This is a genomic window from Nocardia sp. bgisy134, assembly GCF_965341865.1.
In the GTDB taxonomy this organism is placed as follows: Bacteria; Actinomycetota; Actinomycetes; order Mycobacteriales; family Mycobacteriaceae; genus Nocardia.
The window spans coordinates 44,259-59,544 of sequence record NZ_CBDQZP010000012.1; the positions used below are offsets into that span (position 1 = coordinate 44,259).

The 15,286-nt window shown below is 67.6% G+C and carries 16 protein-coding genes; 12 read left to right on the plus strand and 4 right to left on the minus strand.

Going from position 1 to position 15,286, the window contains the following annotated elements; genetic code table 11:
* Window positions 1-11: 11 nt before the first annotated feature.
* The 4 genes from ACRWNM_RS21485 to ACRWNM_RS21500 all read left to right on the plus strand — a co-directional run bounded on the left by ACRWNM_RS21485 (window position 12) and on the right by ACRWNM_RS21500 (window position 2,768).
* Window positions 12-602 carry a TetR/AcrR family transcriptional regulator gene (locus ACRWNM_RS21485; protein ID WP_431969843.1) on the plus strand — a complete coding sequence of 197 codons (591 nt, stop codon included), beginning with the start codon at window positions 12-14 and terminating at the stop codon, window positions 600-602.
* Complete coding sequence (locus tag ACRWNM_RS21490) at window positions 599-1,108, plus strand: winged helix-turn-helix transcriptional regulator (RefSeq protein WP_431969844.1); 510 nt, start codon at window positions 599-601, stop codon at window positions 1,106-1,108. The genes ACRWNM_RS21485 and ACRWNM_RS21490 overlap by 4 nt, the downstream gene beginning before the upstream one ends.
* 80 nt (window positions 1,109-1,188) lie before the next feature.
* On the plus strand, window positions 1,189-1,695 hold the full coding sequence (locus tag ACRWNM_RS21495; RefSeq protein WP_431969845.1) for an SRPBCC family protein: 507 nt from the start codon (window positions 1,189-1,191) through the stop codon (window positions 1,693-1,695).
* Complete coding sequence (locus ACRWNM_RS21500; protein ID WP_431970013.1) at window positions 1,695-2,768, plus strand: LLM class flavin-dependent oxidoreductase; 1,074 nt, start codon at window positions 1,695-1,697, stop codon at window positions 2,766-2,768. The genes ACRWNM_RS21495 and ACRWNM_RS21500 overlap by 1 nt, the downstream gene beginning before the upstream one ends.
* A gap of 33 nt (window positions 2,769-2,801) precedes the next feature.
* On the opposite strand, the gene ACRWNM_RS21505 is transcribed toward ACRWNM_RS21500, so the two are convergent.
* Window positions 2,802-3,776, minus strand: coding sequence for an RNA polymerase sigma factor (locus ACRWNM_RS21505; RefSeq protein WP_431969846.1), 975 nt, complete (start codon window positions 3,774-3,776; stop codon window positions 2,802-2,804).
* Window positions 3,777-3,824: 48 nt separating this feature from the next.
* Window positions 3,825-4,781, minus strand: coding sequence for a GlxA family transcriptional regulator (locus ACRWNM_RS21510; RefSeq protein WP_431969847.1), 957 nt, complete (start codon window positions 4,779-4,781; stop codon window positions 3,825-3,827).
* 60 nt (window positions 4,782-4,841) lie between these two features.
* Between ACRWNM_RS21510 and ACRWNM_RS21515 the strand changes: the two genes are divergently transcribed.
* The 7 genes from ACRWNM_RS21515 (at window position 4,842) to ACRWNM_RS21545 (ending at window position 11,129) form a co-directional block, all read left to right on the plus strand.
* Window positions 4,842-5,156, plus strand: a complete 315-nt coding sequence (locus tag ACRWNM_RS21515; RefSeq protein WP_431969848.1) for a putative quinol monooxygenase — start codon at window positions 4,842-4,844, stop codon at window positions 5,154-5,156.
* 58 nt (window positions 5,157-5,214) lie between these two features.
* Window positions 5,215-6,306, plus strand: coding sequence for a lipocalin-like domain-containing protein (locus ACRWNM_RS21520; RefSeq protein WP_431969849.1), 1,092 nt, complete (start codon window positions 5,215-5,217; stop codon window positions 6,304-6,306).
* 190 nt (window positions 6,307-6,496) lie between these two features.
* Window positions 6,497-7,534: a zinc-binding dehydrogenase gene (locus ACRWNM_RS21525; RefSeq protein ID WP_431969850.1), complete on the plus strand. Its 1,038-nt coding sequence runs from the start codon at window positions 6,497-6,499 to the stop codon at window positions 7,532-7,534.
* A 114-nt stretch (window positions 7,535-7,648) separates the two neighbouring features.
* Window positions 7,649-8,434 (plus strand): crotonase/enoyl-CoA hydratase family protein, encoded by a 786-nt coding sequence (locus tag ACRWNM_RS21530; RefSeq protein ID WP_431970014.1) that lies wholly within the window; start codon window positions 7,649-7,651, stop codon window positions 8,432-8,434.
* Window positions 8,435-8,924: 490 nt separating this feature from the next.
* Window positions 8,925-9,527: a putative immunity protein gene (locus tag ACRWNM_RS21535; RefSeq protein WP_431969851.1), complete on the plus strand. Its 603-nt coding sequence runs from the start codon at window positions 8,925-8,927 to the stop codon at window positions 9,525-9,527.
* 172 nt (window positions 9,528-9,699) lie between these two features.
* Window positions 9,700-9,924 (plus strand): hypothetical protein, encoded by a 225-nt coding sequence (locus ACRWNM_RS21540; RefSeq protein WP_431969852.1) that lies wholly within the window; start codon window positions 9,700-9,702, stop codon window positions 9,922-9,924.
* Between the two features lie 77 nt (window positions 9,925-10,001).
* Window positions 10,002-11,129: a metallophosphoesterase gene (locus tag ACRWNM_RS21545; protein ID WP_431969853.1), complete on the plus strand. Its 1,128-nt coding sequence runs from the start codon at window positions 10,002-10,004 to the stop codon at window positions 11,127-11,129.
* Between the two features lie 373 nt (window positions 11,130-11,502).
* Here the strand turns inward: ACRWNM_RS21545 and ACRWNM_RS21550 are convergent, their stop codons facing one another.
* Window positions 11,503-12,180 (minus strand): hypothetical protein, encoded by a 678-nt coding sequence (locus tag ACRWNM_RS21550; protein WP_431969854.1) that lies wholly within the window; start codon window positions 12,178-12,180, stop codon window positions 11,503-11,505.
* A 1,194-nt stretch (window positions 12,181-13,374) separates the two neighbouring features.
* On the minus strand, window positions 13,375-13,860 hold the full coding sequence (locus tag ACRWNM_RS21555) for a carboxymuconolactone decarboxylase family protein (RefSeq protein ID WP_431969855.1): 486 nt from the start codon (window positions 13,858-13,860) through the stop codon (window positions 13,375-13,377).
* 178 nt (window positions 13,861-14,038) lie between these two features.
* Between ACRWNM_RS21555 and ACRWNM_RS21560 the strand changes: the two genes are divergently transcribed.
* Window positions 14,039-15,286 (plus strand): RNA polymerase sigma-70 factor, encoded by a 1,248-nt coding sequence (locus ACRWNM_RS21560; protein WP_431969856.1) that lies wholly within the window; start codon window positions 14,039-14,041, stop codon window positions 15,284-15,286.

Below are 15,286 nucleotides of genomic sequence, written 5' to 3' on the forward strand. Positions count from 1 at the left end.
AGGTTGGACCCATGGCAACGTCGACCACGTCGTATCACCACGGCGATCTACCCAACGCGCTGATCCGCGCGACCGTGGAGCTGCTCGAGGAAGGCGGCGCGGGCGAGCTGTCGCTTCGCGCCGCAGCACGGCGCGCCGGCGTGTCCACCGCGGCGCCATACCGTCATTTCGCCGACCGCACCGCCCTGCTGTCCGCCGTCGCCGCGGTGGGCTATCGCGACATGGCGGCGCATCTGGCCGCGGCGAATGCCGCGCCGACCACCGCCGAGGACCTCGCCGCGATCGCGATCGCCTACGTCCAGTTCGCGCTGTCGCGTCCGGGACTGTTCCGCGTGATGTTCGCCGAGCCTTGCGATCCGACGAGTCCCGAACGGGTAGCCGCGGCGGCGGCGATCAACGAGTACGTCAAATATATTGTGCAGCAGGCCTTTCCAGCTGCCGAGCCGGAGGGGATGGCAACGGCCGTCTGGGCGCTGGTCCACGGCTTGGCCTTCTTGCACCTCGACGGCAAGTACGACTCCTCCTCCCCGGAGGTCGTCGCCGACCGAGTCCGCACGGCGGTCTACGCGGTCCTCGGTGCGTCAGGCCAGGTGGTGGGATGAAGCGACTCTCCTTCGCGCACTGGCCGTGTTCGATCGCGCGCACCGCGGACATCGTCGGCGACTCGTGGACGCTCCTGGTCTTGCGCGAGGCGTTCTATGGCATCCACCGGTTCGATCAGATTCAGCGCGCGCTCGGAATTCCGCGCAACACTCTCACCGAACGGCTGGGCAAACTCCTCGAGGAGGGACTGCTGATCAAGCGCGCCTACACGGACGAGCCGAAACGCTACGAGTACGTCCTCACCGAGAAGGGGCGCGACTTCTTCGGCGTGATCGCGGCGATCACCCGCTGGGGCGATCGCTGGCTGGCAGGCGAGGAAGGCGCCCCGATCACGCTGCACCACGAATCGTGCGGGCACGACACCCACGCCGAAGTCGTCTGCGCCGAGTGCGGGCACTCACTGCGCGCCGAGGAGACCACCATGCACACCGGTCCCGGATATCCCGAGCAACTCGCACGACATCCCGAGGTACGACGGCGGTTCGAACCGGACCACGAGGCTTGACTTCGGCCATCTAATTACGCAACTGTTGAGGTGAGAGGCCCGGGTTGCGGGTCCCGTCGAGGACGAGGAGGCCGGACGGCATGGAGTGGACGGGCGCGCGATACGCCGACAAGCCCAGCGTCGAGGTGGATATCTGGATCGACGCGCCGCCCGAACGCGTCTGGGATCTGGTCTCCGATATCGACCTCATGCCGCACCTGAGTGCCGAGTTGCAGTCGGTGCACTGGCTCGACGGCGCGACCGGGCCCGTCGTGGGCGCGCGATTCCGGGGACGTAACAGCCACGCCGCATTCGGGGAATGGGAGACCACCTCCCATGTCGTCGAATACGAACCGCCACACGTGTTCGCCTGGGCCATCGACGATCCGGCGAACCCGTCGGCGATCTGGCGATTTCGGTTGCGACCCGAGAACGGCGGCACCGCGTTGTCGCAATGGGCGCAACTGGGACCGGCCCCGTCCGGACTGTCCCGAGCGATCGAACGAATGCCGGACAGAGAGCAGAAGATCGTCTTCGTGCGCCTGCGCGAATTCGAATCCGGTATGCGCGCCAACCTCGCCGAGATCAAGCAGCGAGCCGAGGCATGATGCGCACCGCGACCACCATCGAAGCGTCCGGCGGCGACTGGCGAGAACAAGCCGATTTCGTCGTCGAGGGCGAGAAACTCGGCCTCGACATCTGCTGGGTCGCCGAGGCGTGGGGTTCCGACGCCCCGTCCGCGCTGGGCTATTACGCGGCCCGAACCAGCCGAATCCTCTTGGGATCCGGCATCATTCAAGTCGGCACCCGCACCCCGGTAGCCATCGCGCAAGCCGCCATCACTCTGTCGAACCTGTCCGGCGGCCGGTTCCTGCTCGGTCTGGGCGCCTCCGGACCGCAGGTGATGGAAGGTCTGCACGGCGTGCCGTATGCGCGGCCGCTGGCCCGCATCCGGGAAACCGTCGATATCGTCCGCTCCGCCCTGCACGGGGAGAAGATCTCCTACGTGGGCAACGAATTCCAGATCCCTTTGCCCGGCGGCGACGCGGTGCCGATGCGATTGTCCACCCGCGCACTGCACACGATCCCCCTCTACCTGGCCACGCTCTCCCCCGCCATGCTGCGCCTGACCGGTGAGATCGCCGACGGCTGGCTCGGCACCAGCTTTGTCCCCGAAGGTGCGGCCGACGCCTACTTCGCCCACTTGGACCAGGGCCTGGCCCGATCCGGCCGCACCCGAACAGATCTCGACATCTGCCAAGGCGCTGAGGTCGCGTTCGCGGCCGACGAACAGGCGCTGGCGGCCATGGTCGCCGGCCGTAAGAAGGAACTGGCTTTCAGCCTCGGCGGCATGGGCTCGAAGTCGACCAACTTCTACAACCGCGCCTACAGCCGCCAGGGCTGGGCCGAGGTCGCCGCCGAGGTGCGCGAACGCTGGCAAGCCGGCGATCGCGACGGTGCCGCGGCCCTGATCAGCGATGAGATGGTTTTGGCGACCACCTTGATCGGCACCGAGCCGGTGGTGCGCGATCGACTGCGGGTCTGGCGCGACGCCGGAGTGACCACCGTGCGGCTCTACCCCGCCGGTGACACCCTCGACGCCCGCCTGGACACCCTCGGCAGAGCCATCGACATCGTGCGCGACATCGAGCCGGTCGGCACCCGGCCGGCCCAAGGGTGACCAGGTAGCCGCGCGCATCCCCGAGTCGGCCGCTCAGTCGGCGGGCAGGGCGGCGGCGCGGGCGTACAGGTAGCGCTGGGTGGGAAGGCTGGTGGTCTGCCGGGCCGCGCGCAGGTAGAACTCGCGCGCGGTCGCTTTCTCGCCGAGAAGCTCCAGCAGGTGGGCGCGCACGGCGGGCACCCGATGGTCGGCGCGGAGTCGCTCGTCGGCCGCGAGGTCGTCCAGCAGCCGCAGACCCGCTCGCGGGCCGACCGCCATGGCGACGGCCACGGCGTGGTTCAGCGCGATGATCGGATTGTCGACCAGCCGCAGCAGCCTCTCGTAGAGCAGCATGATCTGCGGCCAGTCGGTCTCCGCATAGGCCGGGGCCTCGTCGTGCACCGCAGCGATCGCGGCCTGCAACCGATACGGACCCGGCGTACCCCTGGTCAGCGCCTCGGTGATCAGCGCGATGCCCTCCTCGATCATCGCGTGATCCCAGCGAGATCGGTCCTGCTCGGCCATCGGGACGAGTTCGCCGCAGGGCCCGGTGCGGGCGGGCCGACGCGCATCGGTCAACAGCATGAGGGCCAGCAAGCCGGCGACCTCGCCGTCGTCGGGCAGCAGCCGGTGCACGAGCCGCGTCAGGCGGATGGCCTCGGCGGACAGCTCGACCCGGTGCAGATCCGGGCCGGAAGTCGGCGCGTATCCCTCGGTGAAGACGAGATACAAGACGTGCAACACCGCGGCCAATCGCGCGTCGCGCTCAGCGGCCGCGGGCGGGGCGAAAGCAGCGCCGCTCGCCTTGATCGCCTGCTTGGCCCGGCCGATGCGCTTGGTCATGGTCGCCTCGGAAACCAAGAACGCTCGGGCGATTTCGGCCGTGCCGAGGCCGCCGACGGCGCGCAGCGTCAACGCCACCTGCGCGGTCGGCGACAGCGCCGGGTGGCAGCACAGGATCAGCAGGACGAGCGTGTCGTCGGAATCGGCCGGGCGGCGATCGTCCGAGACGTCGAAGCCACGGACCATTCTCGGACACCCACCGCGAAGAAAGTTTCGCGTGACACGAGCAGACTCTCAGTCGTTCTCGCGACTTTCGGTGGTGTTGAGTGCGTTGCGCAGCGCGGCGCTGCTCTGGTAGCCGACCATCGGGGCGATCTTCGCGAGGGTCAGCTTGGTGGTGCGTTGGAGGTGCCGAGCCCGTTCGGCGCGCATCTGCTGAACGAGGGCGTTGGGCGTGATGCCCAGTTGCTGACGGACGCGGCGTTCCAAGGTGCGACGGGTGGTTCCGATGGCCGCGGCGCCGTCGGCGATGGACATGGGTTCGGCCAGGTGTAGCCGGGCCCAGGTCTCGAAGTCGGTGACGAGCCGGTCGACGGACGAGAGATAACCGAGGGCGGATTCGATACTGCGGGCAGGGCGCTGGTCGATGAGCAGGGTGGCGGCGGTGAAATCGGCGAGTTGCGGGCTGGACCTGCCGACGAGGGTGATCGCGAGATCGATGTGCGCGAACGCGGCGCCCGCCGTGGTGATGTGCCCGTCCTGCACCACCATTCGCGTCATGTCGAGGTCGACTCGCGGGTAGCGACGCTGGAATTCGGTGGCCAGCCACCAGCTGGTCGTGGCGCTGCGTCCGGTGAGGATGCCCGCCTCCGCGAGCAGCAGGGTGCCGGTGCAGGCGGCAGCGAGTTGACGGCCTTCGTCGGCCCAGTCCCGCAGCCGAGTGCGCAGCCGGGAGACGTCGGGGCGCATCAACGCGTCGATCACGCCGGGTGGGCTGTTGGCGCCGAGGGCGGGGATGACGAGTACATCGAGGTCGTCCATCCGGGCGTCGTCGAAGGTGAAATCGATCGGGACCAGCAGCCCGCCCTGGGTGGGAATCGGCTCCGTTCCTGCCGCGATAGTGCACACGGAGATCGCCGGGATGTTCCGGTCGACTCTTTCTCGGGCGGCTTCGGCGGTCCGCAGTACGTCCAGGACTGTGGTCAGCCCGGAGTCCCAGCCCCCGGCGATCGCGGCCACACCGATCTTCATGTCGCAAAGTTTAGCCACTTTGTCGCAATCCTTACCGTTGCCGCCAATAGCGTCACCGCCATGACAACGAGCACAGCAATGATGGTCACCTTCACCACCGCCGCGGACAAGGCGGATGCCTTCGCGGGCCTCCTCGAGCGCGCCCTTCCGCTCATCGAAGCCGAGGCCGGAACGACCGTGTGGCTGGCCGGGCGATCGGCGACGGAGCCGTCGACGTTCTTCCTCGTCGATGTGTTCGCCTCGCCCGAGGAGCAGAAGACCCACATGGCAGGCGCGGCCGCGGCACTGATCGTGGGCGAGGGCAGCGACCTGCTCGCCCAGCCGCCGGTGGTGTCGCCGCTGTCGGTGGTCGCGGTCAAGAACGGCGCGGCGTGATCGACGCCGTCGCAGCTGCGGCCGCTGTCTCGGCGGCCGCTCGGCGTAAGGAGTGGAAATGAAATCCGTAGTGGGCAGGACCGAGAATCACTACCGGCGGGCGAACGTCGTCCCGGGCGTGGTCGCGCCCCGGGAGGACGGGCTGCGCACCCGCGCAGCCGACGGGACCTTCGAATGGTGGTATTTCGACGGTCATCTGGAGGATGGCTCGGTCCTGACGATCGAGTTCCACACCAAGCCCCCATACATGTCACCGAAGGCGCCGCTGACGCCGTTCGTGTTGCTGACGCTCACGCGCGCGGACGGCAGCCGGCTCGAGAAGACCTATGTCGGCCAGCCGTCGGAGTTCTCGGCCGCCACGAACACCTGTGATGTGCGGATCGGCGCCAACATCTTTCGCGGGGATCAGCGCGGCTATGTGATCCACGTCGAAATCGACGAAGTCAGCGTGGATCTCACGCTCACGCCGCAGGTGCCGCCGTGGCGGCCCGAATCGGGGTTCTTGTACTTCGGCGAACACGAGGAGCACTACATCGCGTGGTTGCCGGTCGTCGCACGCGGCTCGGTCGAGGCGGCCCTGACGATCGACGGCAGCGCGGCGCGGTTGTCCGGTCTCGGTTACCACGACCACAACTGGGGCAACATCGCGCCACGGAAGGTGCTCGACCACTGGTATTGGGGCCGCGCCCTGCTCGGCGAGTACACCATCGTGACGTTGATGTTCGTCGTCGACGCCGAATACGGTGGCGCGACGGTTCCGGTGCTGTTGATCGTCAAATCAGGGGAGATCGTGGCGGCGCGGGTGGGCGACGACGGCGTCGACGTGATCGCCGACGATCGCTCGATCCATCCCGACAGCGGTGTGCCCGTCGACAAACGTGTGCGGTATTCCATCGAGCAAGACGGCGCCACCTACGCCGTGACCTTCCGGTACCGCAAAGACATCTTCCGGCTCGACTTCGGCGCACACGGCGCCTATCACCGTTTCCTCGGCGACGTCGAACTGACCGAGACCAGCGACGGCCAGACCAGCACTCGCAGCGGGCAAACCGTATGGGAGCTGCTGTATTTCGGTGAGCGCGGACACGAGCCGACCGCTGTCATGCCCGCCGGTGACGAGCGCCCGCTCCTCTTCGGCCATCAGGCCTGAGACGTTCTTCGAACGGGTGCGCCTGTCGGACATCCGCCTCGACGAAGCCGATGCGGCACGGTCACAGCTGCCCACCCTCGTCGGCGCGGTGACGTACCGCTGAGACGACAGCCTGCGCCCGCCTTGGCCGAGGCGGGCCCAGGCTCCGAGTCTCACCGAACACCCAGACCCCGATTACAGGAGGATGTTCATGCGAGCAGCCTATTTGTACGGACCCGGTGACGTCCGCGTCATCGATGTCCCCGACCCGGTGATCCGCGGCAGCACGGACGCCGTCGTCCGCGTGGTACGTGCCTGCGTATGCGGGACGGATCTGCACCCCTACCACTCCATGAAGCCGACGCCCCATGGCAGTTCGATGGGCCACGAGTTCGTCGGCGTGGTCGAGGACACCGGCCGCGACGTACGCACCGTGAAAAAGGGTGACCTGGTGATCGCGCCGTTCGTATGGTCGGACGGCACCTGCGATTTCTGCCGCGAAGGCTTGCAGACCTCGTGCAGGCACGGCGGCTATTGGAATGCGGGCGGCGTCGGCGGCGGACAGGCCGAGGCGGTGCGGGTCCCCTTCGCCGACGGCACGCTCGTTCCCGTTCCCGCCGAGGAGAACTCACCACTCATCCCGTCGCTGCTGACGCTGTCCGACGTCTACGGCACCGGCTACCATGCCGTCCGCGCGGCCCGCGTCACCGCCGAGACGACGGTCACCGTCATCGGCGACGGCGCTGTCGGGCTCATGGCCGTTCTGTCCGCCACCCAATTCGGCGCCCGGCGCATCATTCTGATGGGCCGCCACAAGGACCGCACCGACCTGGGCCACGAATTCGGCGCCACCGACGTCGTGGCCGAGCGCGGCGAGGAAGGCATCGCCGCCGTCCGTGAGCTCACTGGCGGGGATGGCACCCACGTCGTCGTCGAAGCAGTCGGTCACATGCCCGCCTATCAGCAGGCCGTCGGCATCGTCCGCCCCGGCGGTGTGATCAGTCGGGTCGGTGTCCCCCAATACAAGGACGCCGCAGTGGGTTTCGGCACCCTGTTCGGTCCGAACATCACTCTCACCGGAGGGCCCGCACCAGTCCGGGCCTACATCGACGCCCTGCTGCCTGGCGTCCTCGACGGCAGCGTCGAGCCCGGCAAGGTCTTCGACCGCGAAACCGGCCTCGACGAAATCGCCGAGGCCTACCGCGCCATGGTCACCCGCACAGCACTCAAAGTCCTCGTCCGTCCCTGACCGGAAAACCGGTCGGTGCACCACAGCACAACGCATTTCGACCGCTGCTCGGTCGTCGTCGATGTCATGAATGGAGAATCATATGAAGGCACAGGCTCAGGCATGATCGAAAATCTGCGGCCCAGTGAGGTACTCACCGTCGAACGGTCGGGTCATGTCTTGTTGATGGGATTGAACCGCCCAGCCAAGCGCAACGCATTCGATATGGAATTACTGCGTGCTCTCGGCAATGCCTATTACGTACTGGAAACGGACGACGAGCTGCGTTGCGGTGTGCTGTACGGTCACGGCGCGAACTTCACCGGCGGGCTCGATCTGGCCGATGTGATACCGCAGATCACGGAAAGCAGCGTCGATTGGGCCGAGGACGAGCTGAATCCGGTGTCCACCACCGGACCGGCGCGCACCACACCGGTGGTGGCGGCCGTGCACGGATGGTCCATGACCATCGGGATCGAACTGATGCTGGCCGCGGACATCCGTATTGCCTCCGCCGACACCCAGTTCGCGCAGATGGAGGTGCAGCGCGGGATCTTTCCCCTCGGTGGCGCCACTTTCCGGCTGCCGCGCGAGGCCGGGTGGGGCAATGCGATGCGCTGGCTGCTCACCGGCGATCCGTTCGACGCGAACGAGGCTCTGCGCCTTGGACTCGTGCAAGAGGTCGTCGAGCCCGGCCGTCACCTCGATCGGGCAGTGGAGCTGGCGGAACGGATCAGTGAGCAAGCGCCGCTCGGCATCCGAGCGACGATGGCTTCGGCCCGGCGCGCGATAAGCGACGGCGAGGTCGTCGCGGGCGAAGCCATCCGTGACGAGTTGCGGCGCCTGGTCACCAGTGACGATGCCCAGGAAGGCATGTTGTCGTTCCTGGAGCGGCGGCCGGCGCGGTTCACCGGCCGATAGGAGGATCGGCGGTTGCAGCGCACTCGACAGCGGGCGCTGCAACCGCCGAATCCGGCGTCGATTTCATGGGAGCTCGCCGCAGCCGAGGCCGTGAGTGTCACCGAGGCCGTATTCGGAGTTAGGAAAGCAATGTGCTGTGCCATCTGACAGTCGATTTCGGCCTCGGGGCGCCTCTACACTTCGTCGCTTCCCGGGAGGCGGCGGTGACCTTCGCGCGCGAGTCGACTGCAAGAGGGTGGGCGCGGGCAGCGACCGTCGATGATCGAGTCCAAGAAAGCTATCCGACTATGCCTTGTCAAGAACTGTTCTCGCCACCGACGAGCCGGATATCAATGCGTGACAGGTTGTTTCCAGCATTCTGGCACTGACGCGCATCGGCTGATCCACGACGGCGAGACCGTGGCCGATGTTCCTGCAAAACCATCGACCCGAGCGACTTTGAAGGTTTGCTCGCACTGTCCTGCCGATATCACCGCAAAGCCCCAAACGAATGTTCAACGATACTGTCGACAGCATGAATGCGGCTGACGAGAATCTGACGATCGAACTCAGCATGGCCGAACTACGCGAAGTCACGGGTTATGCCGTGGCCTGCGCGGAGCCTGTTCTGGCGATCTTCGAGCGCGACTGCCCGGATGATCCACGCCCCCGGGCCGTGCTCGACGAGGCACGCCGATTCGCCGCTGGGGGCAAGCGAACGAAGGCGCTCCGCGTGACCGCACTGGACGCGCACCGGGCCGCACGGGCAGCCGGGGAGACGCACCATGAAGCCGCCGTCGACGCGGCGCGAGCCGCCGGTCATGCGGGAGGAGCCGCGTACCTGCACCCGCTGGCGAAGGCGACTCAAGGCGGACACATCCTCATGTCGGCCGCCCACGCGGCTCGAGCACTCGAACTCGACGCCGGTGACGACCGCAGCGTGGGAGACGAATACATCGAGAAGGCAACAAGTTTGGCCAGCCGCATCGTGGTGAGCGTCCTGAGGCGTTACCCACCCGCCCCGAGTGGTCGCGGCCGCGTGGGAGAGCTGTGGCGAAAACTGGACGCATCGTTGCGCGAAAACCTCGGCCATCCAAAAGATCGGGTCTGTTAACTCGCTCGTTGCCGGGCGCTAGTGCGAGCCGAACAGCCTGAGCCGTCGGGTTTGTGGCGGTGAAAGCGTTGGTGTTGATGAGGATTGATCACGACGTGGCGGCGAGCGGGTTCCGGCACGAGATGCTTCCCGACGATCCGCGGGTGCGGCTGATCGGCGTCGAAGCGGCCGGGTGAGTTATCGCGCGGCCACCGACGCCGTCGCACTGCGCGGAATGCAGGCGCTCAGTCACACCGAAGGCATTCTCGCCGCGCTCGAATCGGCCCACGCCGTCGGGCATCTGCTGGAGATGGCCGACCGAGGAGAGGTTCTCGCGGACTCGCTCGTCGTGCTGTGCCTGTCGGGTCGCGGTGACAAGGATCTCGCCGTCGCCGCCGAGCGCCTCGGCGTGGGATAACCGCTGCTATCGTCGGAGGTGTTCATGGCGCCGGGTGAGGGACCGCGCGCTACACCCGCGCGCGAGGACGAGCCCTCTTGAGATATGTATCCCGCCTGGTCATGTTCCTGGCGATTCCCGCTGTACTGATCTTGCTGCCGTGGTGGACGTTGGTGGCAGCGCCCACCCAGGGAACCGGCTCGCTGTTCTGGCTGGGCTCGGCGTTGTTCGCGCTGGCGTTCTGCTGTCTGCCCGCATCGATGTATCTCGGTCACGGACCCGCGCAGTCGGATGCCGCTTCGATCGTCGGCGACACGCTGCTCGGCGTGATGTGGGTGGTGTTCAGCTGGTCGGTGCTCGGTAACGTGGCCCGCTTGGGGCTCGCCGTGGCCGGTGTCGGCGATCCGGCTCGCTCCCGGATCGCCGCCGCGGGCGTACTCGCCGCGGCGACCGTGCTCGTGGTGTGGGGCGTGGTCGAAGCGCGGCGGGTGCCGCGAGTTCGCACCGTGGAGGTCGCCATCCCCGGACTCGGTGCGGCGCTGGACGGCCTGCGTTTGGTAGTCGTCACCGACACCCATTTCGCCGCGCTCGACCGATTGCGCTGGTCGGAGCGCGTGGTCGAGGTGGTCAACGCGCAACGTCCCGATATCGCCTGTCACGCGGGTGATCTCGCGGACGGCTCGGTGGCGAAGCGGCGCGCGCAGGTCGATCCGCTCGGCAAGGTCGAGGCCGAGCTCGGCCGGTTCTACATCACCGGCAACCACGAGTACTTCGGCGACGCGCAAGGCTGGATCGACCACATGGGTTCGCTCGGCTGGCAACCGCTGCACAACGAGCACGTGACAGTGCGCCGCGGCGACGATCAACTGGTGATCGCGGGTATCGATGACCCGACGGGTGTCGGCCTGCCCGGTCACGGCCCGGACCTTCCCGCCGCGCTCGCGGGCGCGGACCCGGGCGCGCCGGTCGTCCTGCTCGCCCACCAACCCAAGCAGATCACCGACGCCGCGGCCGCCGGTGTCGCACTCCAGATCTCCGGCCACACCCACGGCGGCCAGATCTGGCCCTTCCACTATCTCGTCCGGCTCGACCAGCCCGTCGTCGCGGGACTGAGCCGCCACGGCGACACCCAGCTCTACACCAGCCGGGGAACCGGCTTCTGGGGTCCGCAACTGCGGGTCTTCGCACCGAGCGAAATCACCGTGCTGGTCCTGCGTCCGCAGTAACGACACGTTGGGCTCGACGCGACGGTACGGGCCAGCGGGCCCACCTGTCACCGGCCGAAACGCATGAACTGGACTATCCGAGCGTGACGCACACGAGTTCGGACCTCGCGCGTAGTCCGCTACTCGCCTTCGCGGTAGTTCGAGCCCGCCGTCATCGAGATCTCCGCTGTCGGGTCCGCCCACCGTCGTGGCCGAGCAGGACGCCGCCCGGGACTTCTGGACCGGCGGTCTGGCGATAACCGGGTGCCGATGCGTCCCAGAGGGGATGCACACCCGGCCGCCGCCATTCCGTGACGGCAGCCTCCAGTGGCTACCGCTCCGGCCGGGTTCGCCACCTCGGCGACCAACCCGCCTCCGAGGGTGGCTCGGTCGGCTACTGCGCAGCCGTTGTCGTGGTCGTGGTTGTGGTCGCTTCCGGCGACGACGTGGTCGTGGGCGCGGGTGTCGGCGTGGTCGTGGCCGTGGTCGGCGGAGCGGCGCTGGTGGTCGTGGGGCGGATCGGCTCCGGACACACGCCGTCTCGCACGCCGATATTGTTGATCTCGTTGTTGGAGCGGGGATCTCCGGCGTAGTTGATCTTGTCCGTGCACTTCACATAGACGCCGCAAGGTTCGGGCCCGCAGTAGTCGGTACCGCCCGGCGCCGGAGGTGGGTAGCTCGGCTCACCGCACAAGGTCGCACCGCAGGTGTCCGTACCACCCTCCACCGGCTGAGATTCTGGCGCCACACCACAGACGACGACGGTTCCACAGTTGTCGGTGCCCCCGGGAGCGACCGGCCGACCGGCCCCCGCCTGCCCAGAACCCGACCCTTCGCCACCGCCCGCCTGCCCGACACCAGGGCTGCCCGGCACCGTAGTGCTGGTGGCCGGGGTCGTGGTCTTCGAAGGGCTGACCGAGGTCGCCGTCGCGGTCCCCGAACCCGGCTTGGCGGAGTCCTGCTCGTCCGCTGTGCACGCGGTCACGATCAGCACCGGCGCGACGACGCTCAGCACCAATCCGGTGCCCGCACGCCACCGGCGGCCCATCCTCAACATCTGCACGATCCGCACAGCCTCTCCTCTGAATATGCCGCCCGGCCCCGAATAGGACAGGCGCGCAAGGGTTCCGGCAAACCGGAATGATCGGTAAAGAAATCCCCTGCGAGAGTCGTCGGATGCTCCCCGGTCGTTACAAACCCCATCAGATCGACGCGGCACCTGTCGGCCGAATCACGTTCCCCCACAACCGAACCCCGGTCGTCGCCCCCAGCGCGCTGCTGGCAACGCGAAAGGAACAGAACGGCCATTGCTCAGCAATACGGCGGTGATGAGGTTGCACCATCGCCCCGATCCGGGCGTTCCGCACCACCGATGGGGAGATCACGTCGTGCAGAAGAACACCATCTGATGTTCGAATCTTGTTACACGCCAGTCGATATCGCTCACCTGCTGCGGCACCGATACGGTCTGCCGGTCGAGCTGACCGCCGACCGCGCGACCGTGGTGTGCGGACCGCGAATCGGCGCGCTGGACCTCCCCTCCGCACTCGGACGTCGAGTCCTGGGGCTACTCGCGGATACCTGTCCGCCCGTCATCAGTGATCAGCGAGATACACAGTGGACCTTTCTGATCGAACCGCTGATGCCGTCGAGCGCGCCGAGGTTCATCGATCTCGGAGTCGTCCCCCGTCGAGCCGGGCGACGGATACTGCTCCCCATGTCGGACTCCGGCTTCGGCTGCCGCTGGGCATCGCGGCCCAGACCCGGCCCCCTGCACCTGCCCGCGGGATCGGATGTCCTGGACGCGATCGAACGCCTGAACCCGGTGCCGTCGCCCCAGCCGCTGGAGGCATGTGCAGCGAAATCGCACCCGTCGCCCGGCTTGCCCGCACGACGGGACGGCCGGAGCTATGACAAACGACAGCACGCGGTACGCCCCGGGTGATCGCGGGTGTGGACACCCATACGCTTCTGTGGGTTGCCCGAACTCGTTGCGAGTGTGGCTATTTGCAACGATCCACGCCTCCACCCAACTGGCGCCCGGCCCCATACCCATGCCGGTGATCACGCCGTCCGGCGCGTCGATCACGCCGTTCTCGTCGACGGCCGGGTCGGTGGGAACGGCGGTAGCGGGTCCGGCGAATCCGGCCAGCACGGAGGCTGTCGCCGTGGCGATAACACCGGCACGGACCGATGGCCGCGCCCGGCGTCACCTGCCCCGGCCCGGATCGAATGATTTTGGGCCGGACCGGGATTCGCCTGAGGATCAGTCGGTGATGCCGGCGAACATGCCGGGCTCGTACGAACCGCCCTGCATTCGCACGATCACGCCGAGCCGGTTGGCGGCGTTGATCATGGCGACCAGATAGACCAGCGCGGCGATCTGGTCGTCGTCATAGTGCTTACGCACTTGGGCCCACGTGTCGTCGGATACGCCACGGTGGGCGTCCGCGAGCCGGGTGCCCTCCTCGGCCAGCGCCAGCGCGGCCCGCTCGGCCTCGGTGAACACGGCGGCCTCGCGCCAGGCGGCGACCAGGTTGATCCGGACCGCGGGTTCACCGGCTTCCGCCAGCTCCTTGGTGTGCACGTCGGTGCACCACCCGCAGCCGTTGATCTGGCTGGCGCGCAGCTCCACCAATTCGAGCGTGGACTTCGGCAGGGTCGACTGCGCGATGGCCAGGCTGGTGTTCGCGAACCGCTTGCCGATCTTGGCGCCGAGTTCGTTGTCGTTCAGGGTGAAACGGGGTTCCATGACGTGGTCCTCACTGGTGGTGTCGGGTGCTTTCGCACTGAACGAACACCAGACGACGGCTCCCGGGGCCGCGTAACAGCGCGCCGATGTGACGTGCGCCACGACATTTCGGTGTTACGGAACGGCCGAGCCCGGCGTCTGATGGGTGAACTACTGGAGAGCGAACAGGAGTCACCCCATGGTCGGTACATCGCGGAGCGTGCCCGGCGACAGCAACAGTGACTCGGCGACCGCGGCGTTCGTCGCCCACCGCAACCTGCTGTTCACCGTCGCCTACCAGATGCTCGGCTCGGCCGCCGACGCCGAGGACGTCCTGCAGGAGACCTGGCTGCGGTGGGCGGGGGTCGAGGTGGACACGGTCCAGGATCAGCGCGCGTACCTGGTGCGGATCACCACCCGCCAGGCGCTGGACCGGCTGCGCACTCTCGGCAGACGCAAGGAGTCCTACGTCGGACCGTGGCTGCCCGAACCGCTGCTCACCACGCCCGATGTGGCCGAGGACGTCGAATTGGCCGACAGCGTCTCCATGGCGATGCTGCTGGTGCTCGAGACGCTCACACCCACCGAGCGGGCGGTGTTCGTGCTGCGTGAAGTGTTCGACGTGGGGTACGAGGAGATCGCCGTAGCCGTGGACAAGAGCCCGGCCGCGGCACGCCAGATCGCTTACCGGGCACGGGCACACGTCGCTGCGCGCCGACCCCGCGGAATCGTCTCCGCCACCGAGACGCGCGATGCGCTCGACGCGTTCCAGCGCGCGATCGACACGGGTGATCTGCAGAACCTGCTCGATATCCTCGCGCCGGATGTGGTGTTCCTGGGCGACGGTGGCGGCATCGAACGGGCCACGCTCTCGCCCATCGTGGGAGCAGACAACGTGGCCAGCGTGCTGTCCGCCGGGCTCGGCAGGCTCGCGGCGGCGGCCAAGCAGCTGGCACAGGTCAACGGCTATCCGGCACTGATACTTCGGCGCGACGGCGAGATCGACACCGTCGTGGCGGTGCGCATCGATGACGGGCTCGTCACCGGGCTCTATGCCATGCGCAAAACTGTCCCATGTGCGGCGCGAGACCGCCCTGTCCCGCTGACGATCAGGAGTCTGCTGCGACAGGCTTGCGGGACAGGCGATCACGCGTGCGCTGTCTTCCCGCCGTCTATGACCAGTTGCGCCCCGGTGAGGTACTGGTGCTCCGGCGCGGCCAGGGTGAGGGCGAACGCCGCGATCTCCTCCGGTGTCGCAAGCCGGCCCAGGCCAGGCACACGCCGAGGTGCTGGAACTGGTCGCCGACGGCCTGTCGAATGCCGAGATCGCCGAGCGACTGCACGTCGGCATCACCACGGTCAAGACCCACATCCCAACCTGATGACCAAAACCGGTGCCACCAACCGGGTTCGGCTGGCCGTCCTCGGGCTCCGGGGCCACGGATGA

Excerpts from the sequence above, each read along its gene's own strand:
- ACRWNM_RS21485 (WP_431969843.1), top strand. The coding sequence starts at position 12 with ATGGCAACGTCGACCACGTCGTATCACCACGGCGATCTACCCAACGCG.
- ACRWNM_RS21490 (WP_431969844.1), top strand. The coding sequence starts at position 599 with ATGAAGCGACTCTCCTTCGCGCACTGGCCGTGTTCGATCGCGCGCACC.
- ACRWNM_RS21495 (WP_431969845.1), top strand. The coding sequence starts at position 1,189 with ATGGAGTGGACGGGCGCGCGATACGCCGACAAGCCCAGCGTCGAGGTG.
- ACRWNM_RS21500 (WP_431970013.1), top strand. The coding sequence starts at position 1,695 with ATGCGCACCGCGACCACCATCGAAGCGTCCGGCGGCGACTGGCGAGAA.
- ACRWNM_RS21505 (WP_431969846.1), bottom strand. The coding sequence starts at position 3,776 with ATGGTCCGTGGCTTCGACGTCTCGGACGATCGCCGCCCGGCCGATTCC.
- ACRWNM_RS21510 (WP_431969847.1), bottom strand. The coding sequence starts at position 4,781 with ATGAAGATCGGTGTGGCCGCGATCGCCGGGGGCTGGGACTCCGGGCTG.
- ACRWNM_RS21515 (WP_431969848.1), top strand. The coding sequence starts at position 4,842 with ATGACAACGAGCACAGCAATGATGGTCACCTTCACCACCGCCGCGGAC.
- ACRWNM_RS21520 (WP_431969849.1), top strand. The coding sequence starts at position 5,215 with ATGAAATCCGTAGTGGGCAGGACCGAGAATCACTACCGGCGGGCGAAC.
- ACRWNM_RS21525 (WP_431969850.1), top strand. The coding sequence starts at position 6,497 with ATGCGAGCAGCCTATTTGTACGGACCCGGTGACGTCCGCGTCATCGAT.
- ACRWNM_RS21535 (WP_431969851.1), top strand. The coding sequence starts at position 8,925 with ATGTTCAACGATACTGTCGACAGCATGAATGCGGCTGACGAGAATCTG.
- ACRWNM_RS21555 (WP_431969855.1), bottom strand. The coding sequence starts at position 13,860 with ATGGAACCCCGTTTCACCCTGAACGACAACGAACTCGGCGCCAAGATC.
- ACRWNM_RS21560 (WP_431969856.1), top strand. The coding sequence starts at position 14,039 with ATGGTCGGTACATCGCGGAGCGTGCCCGGCGACAGCAACAGTGACTCG.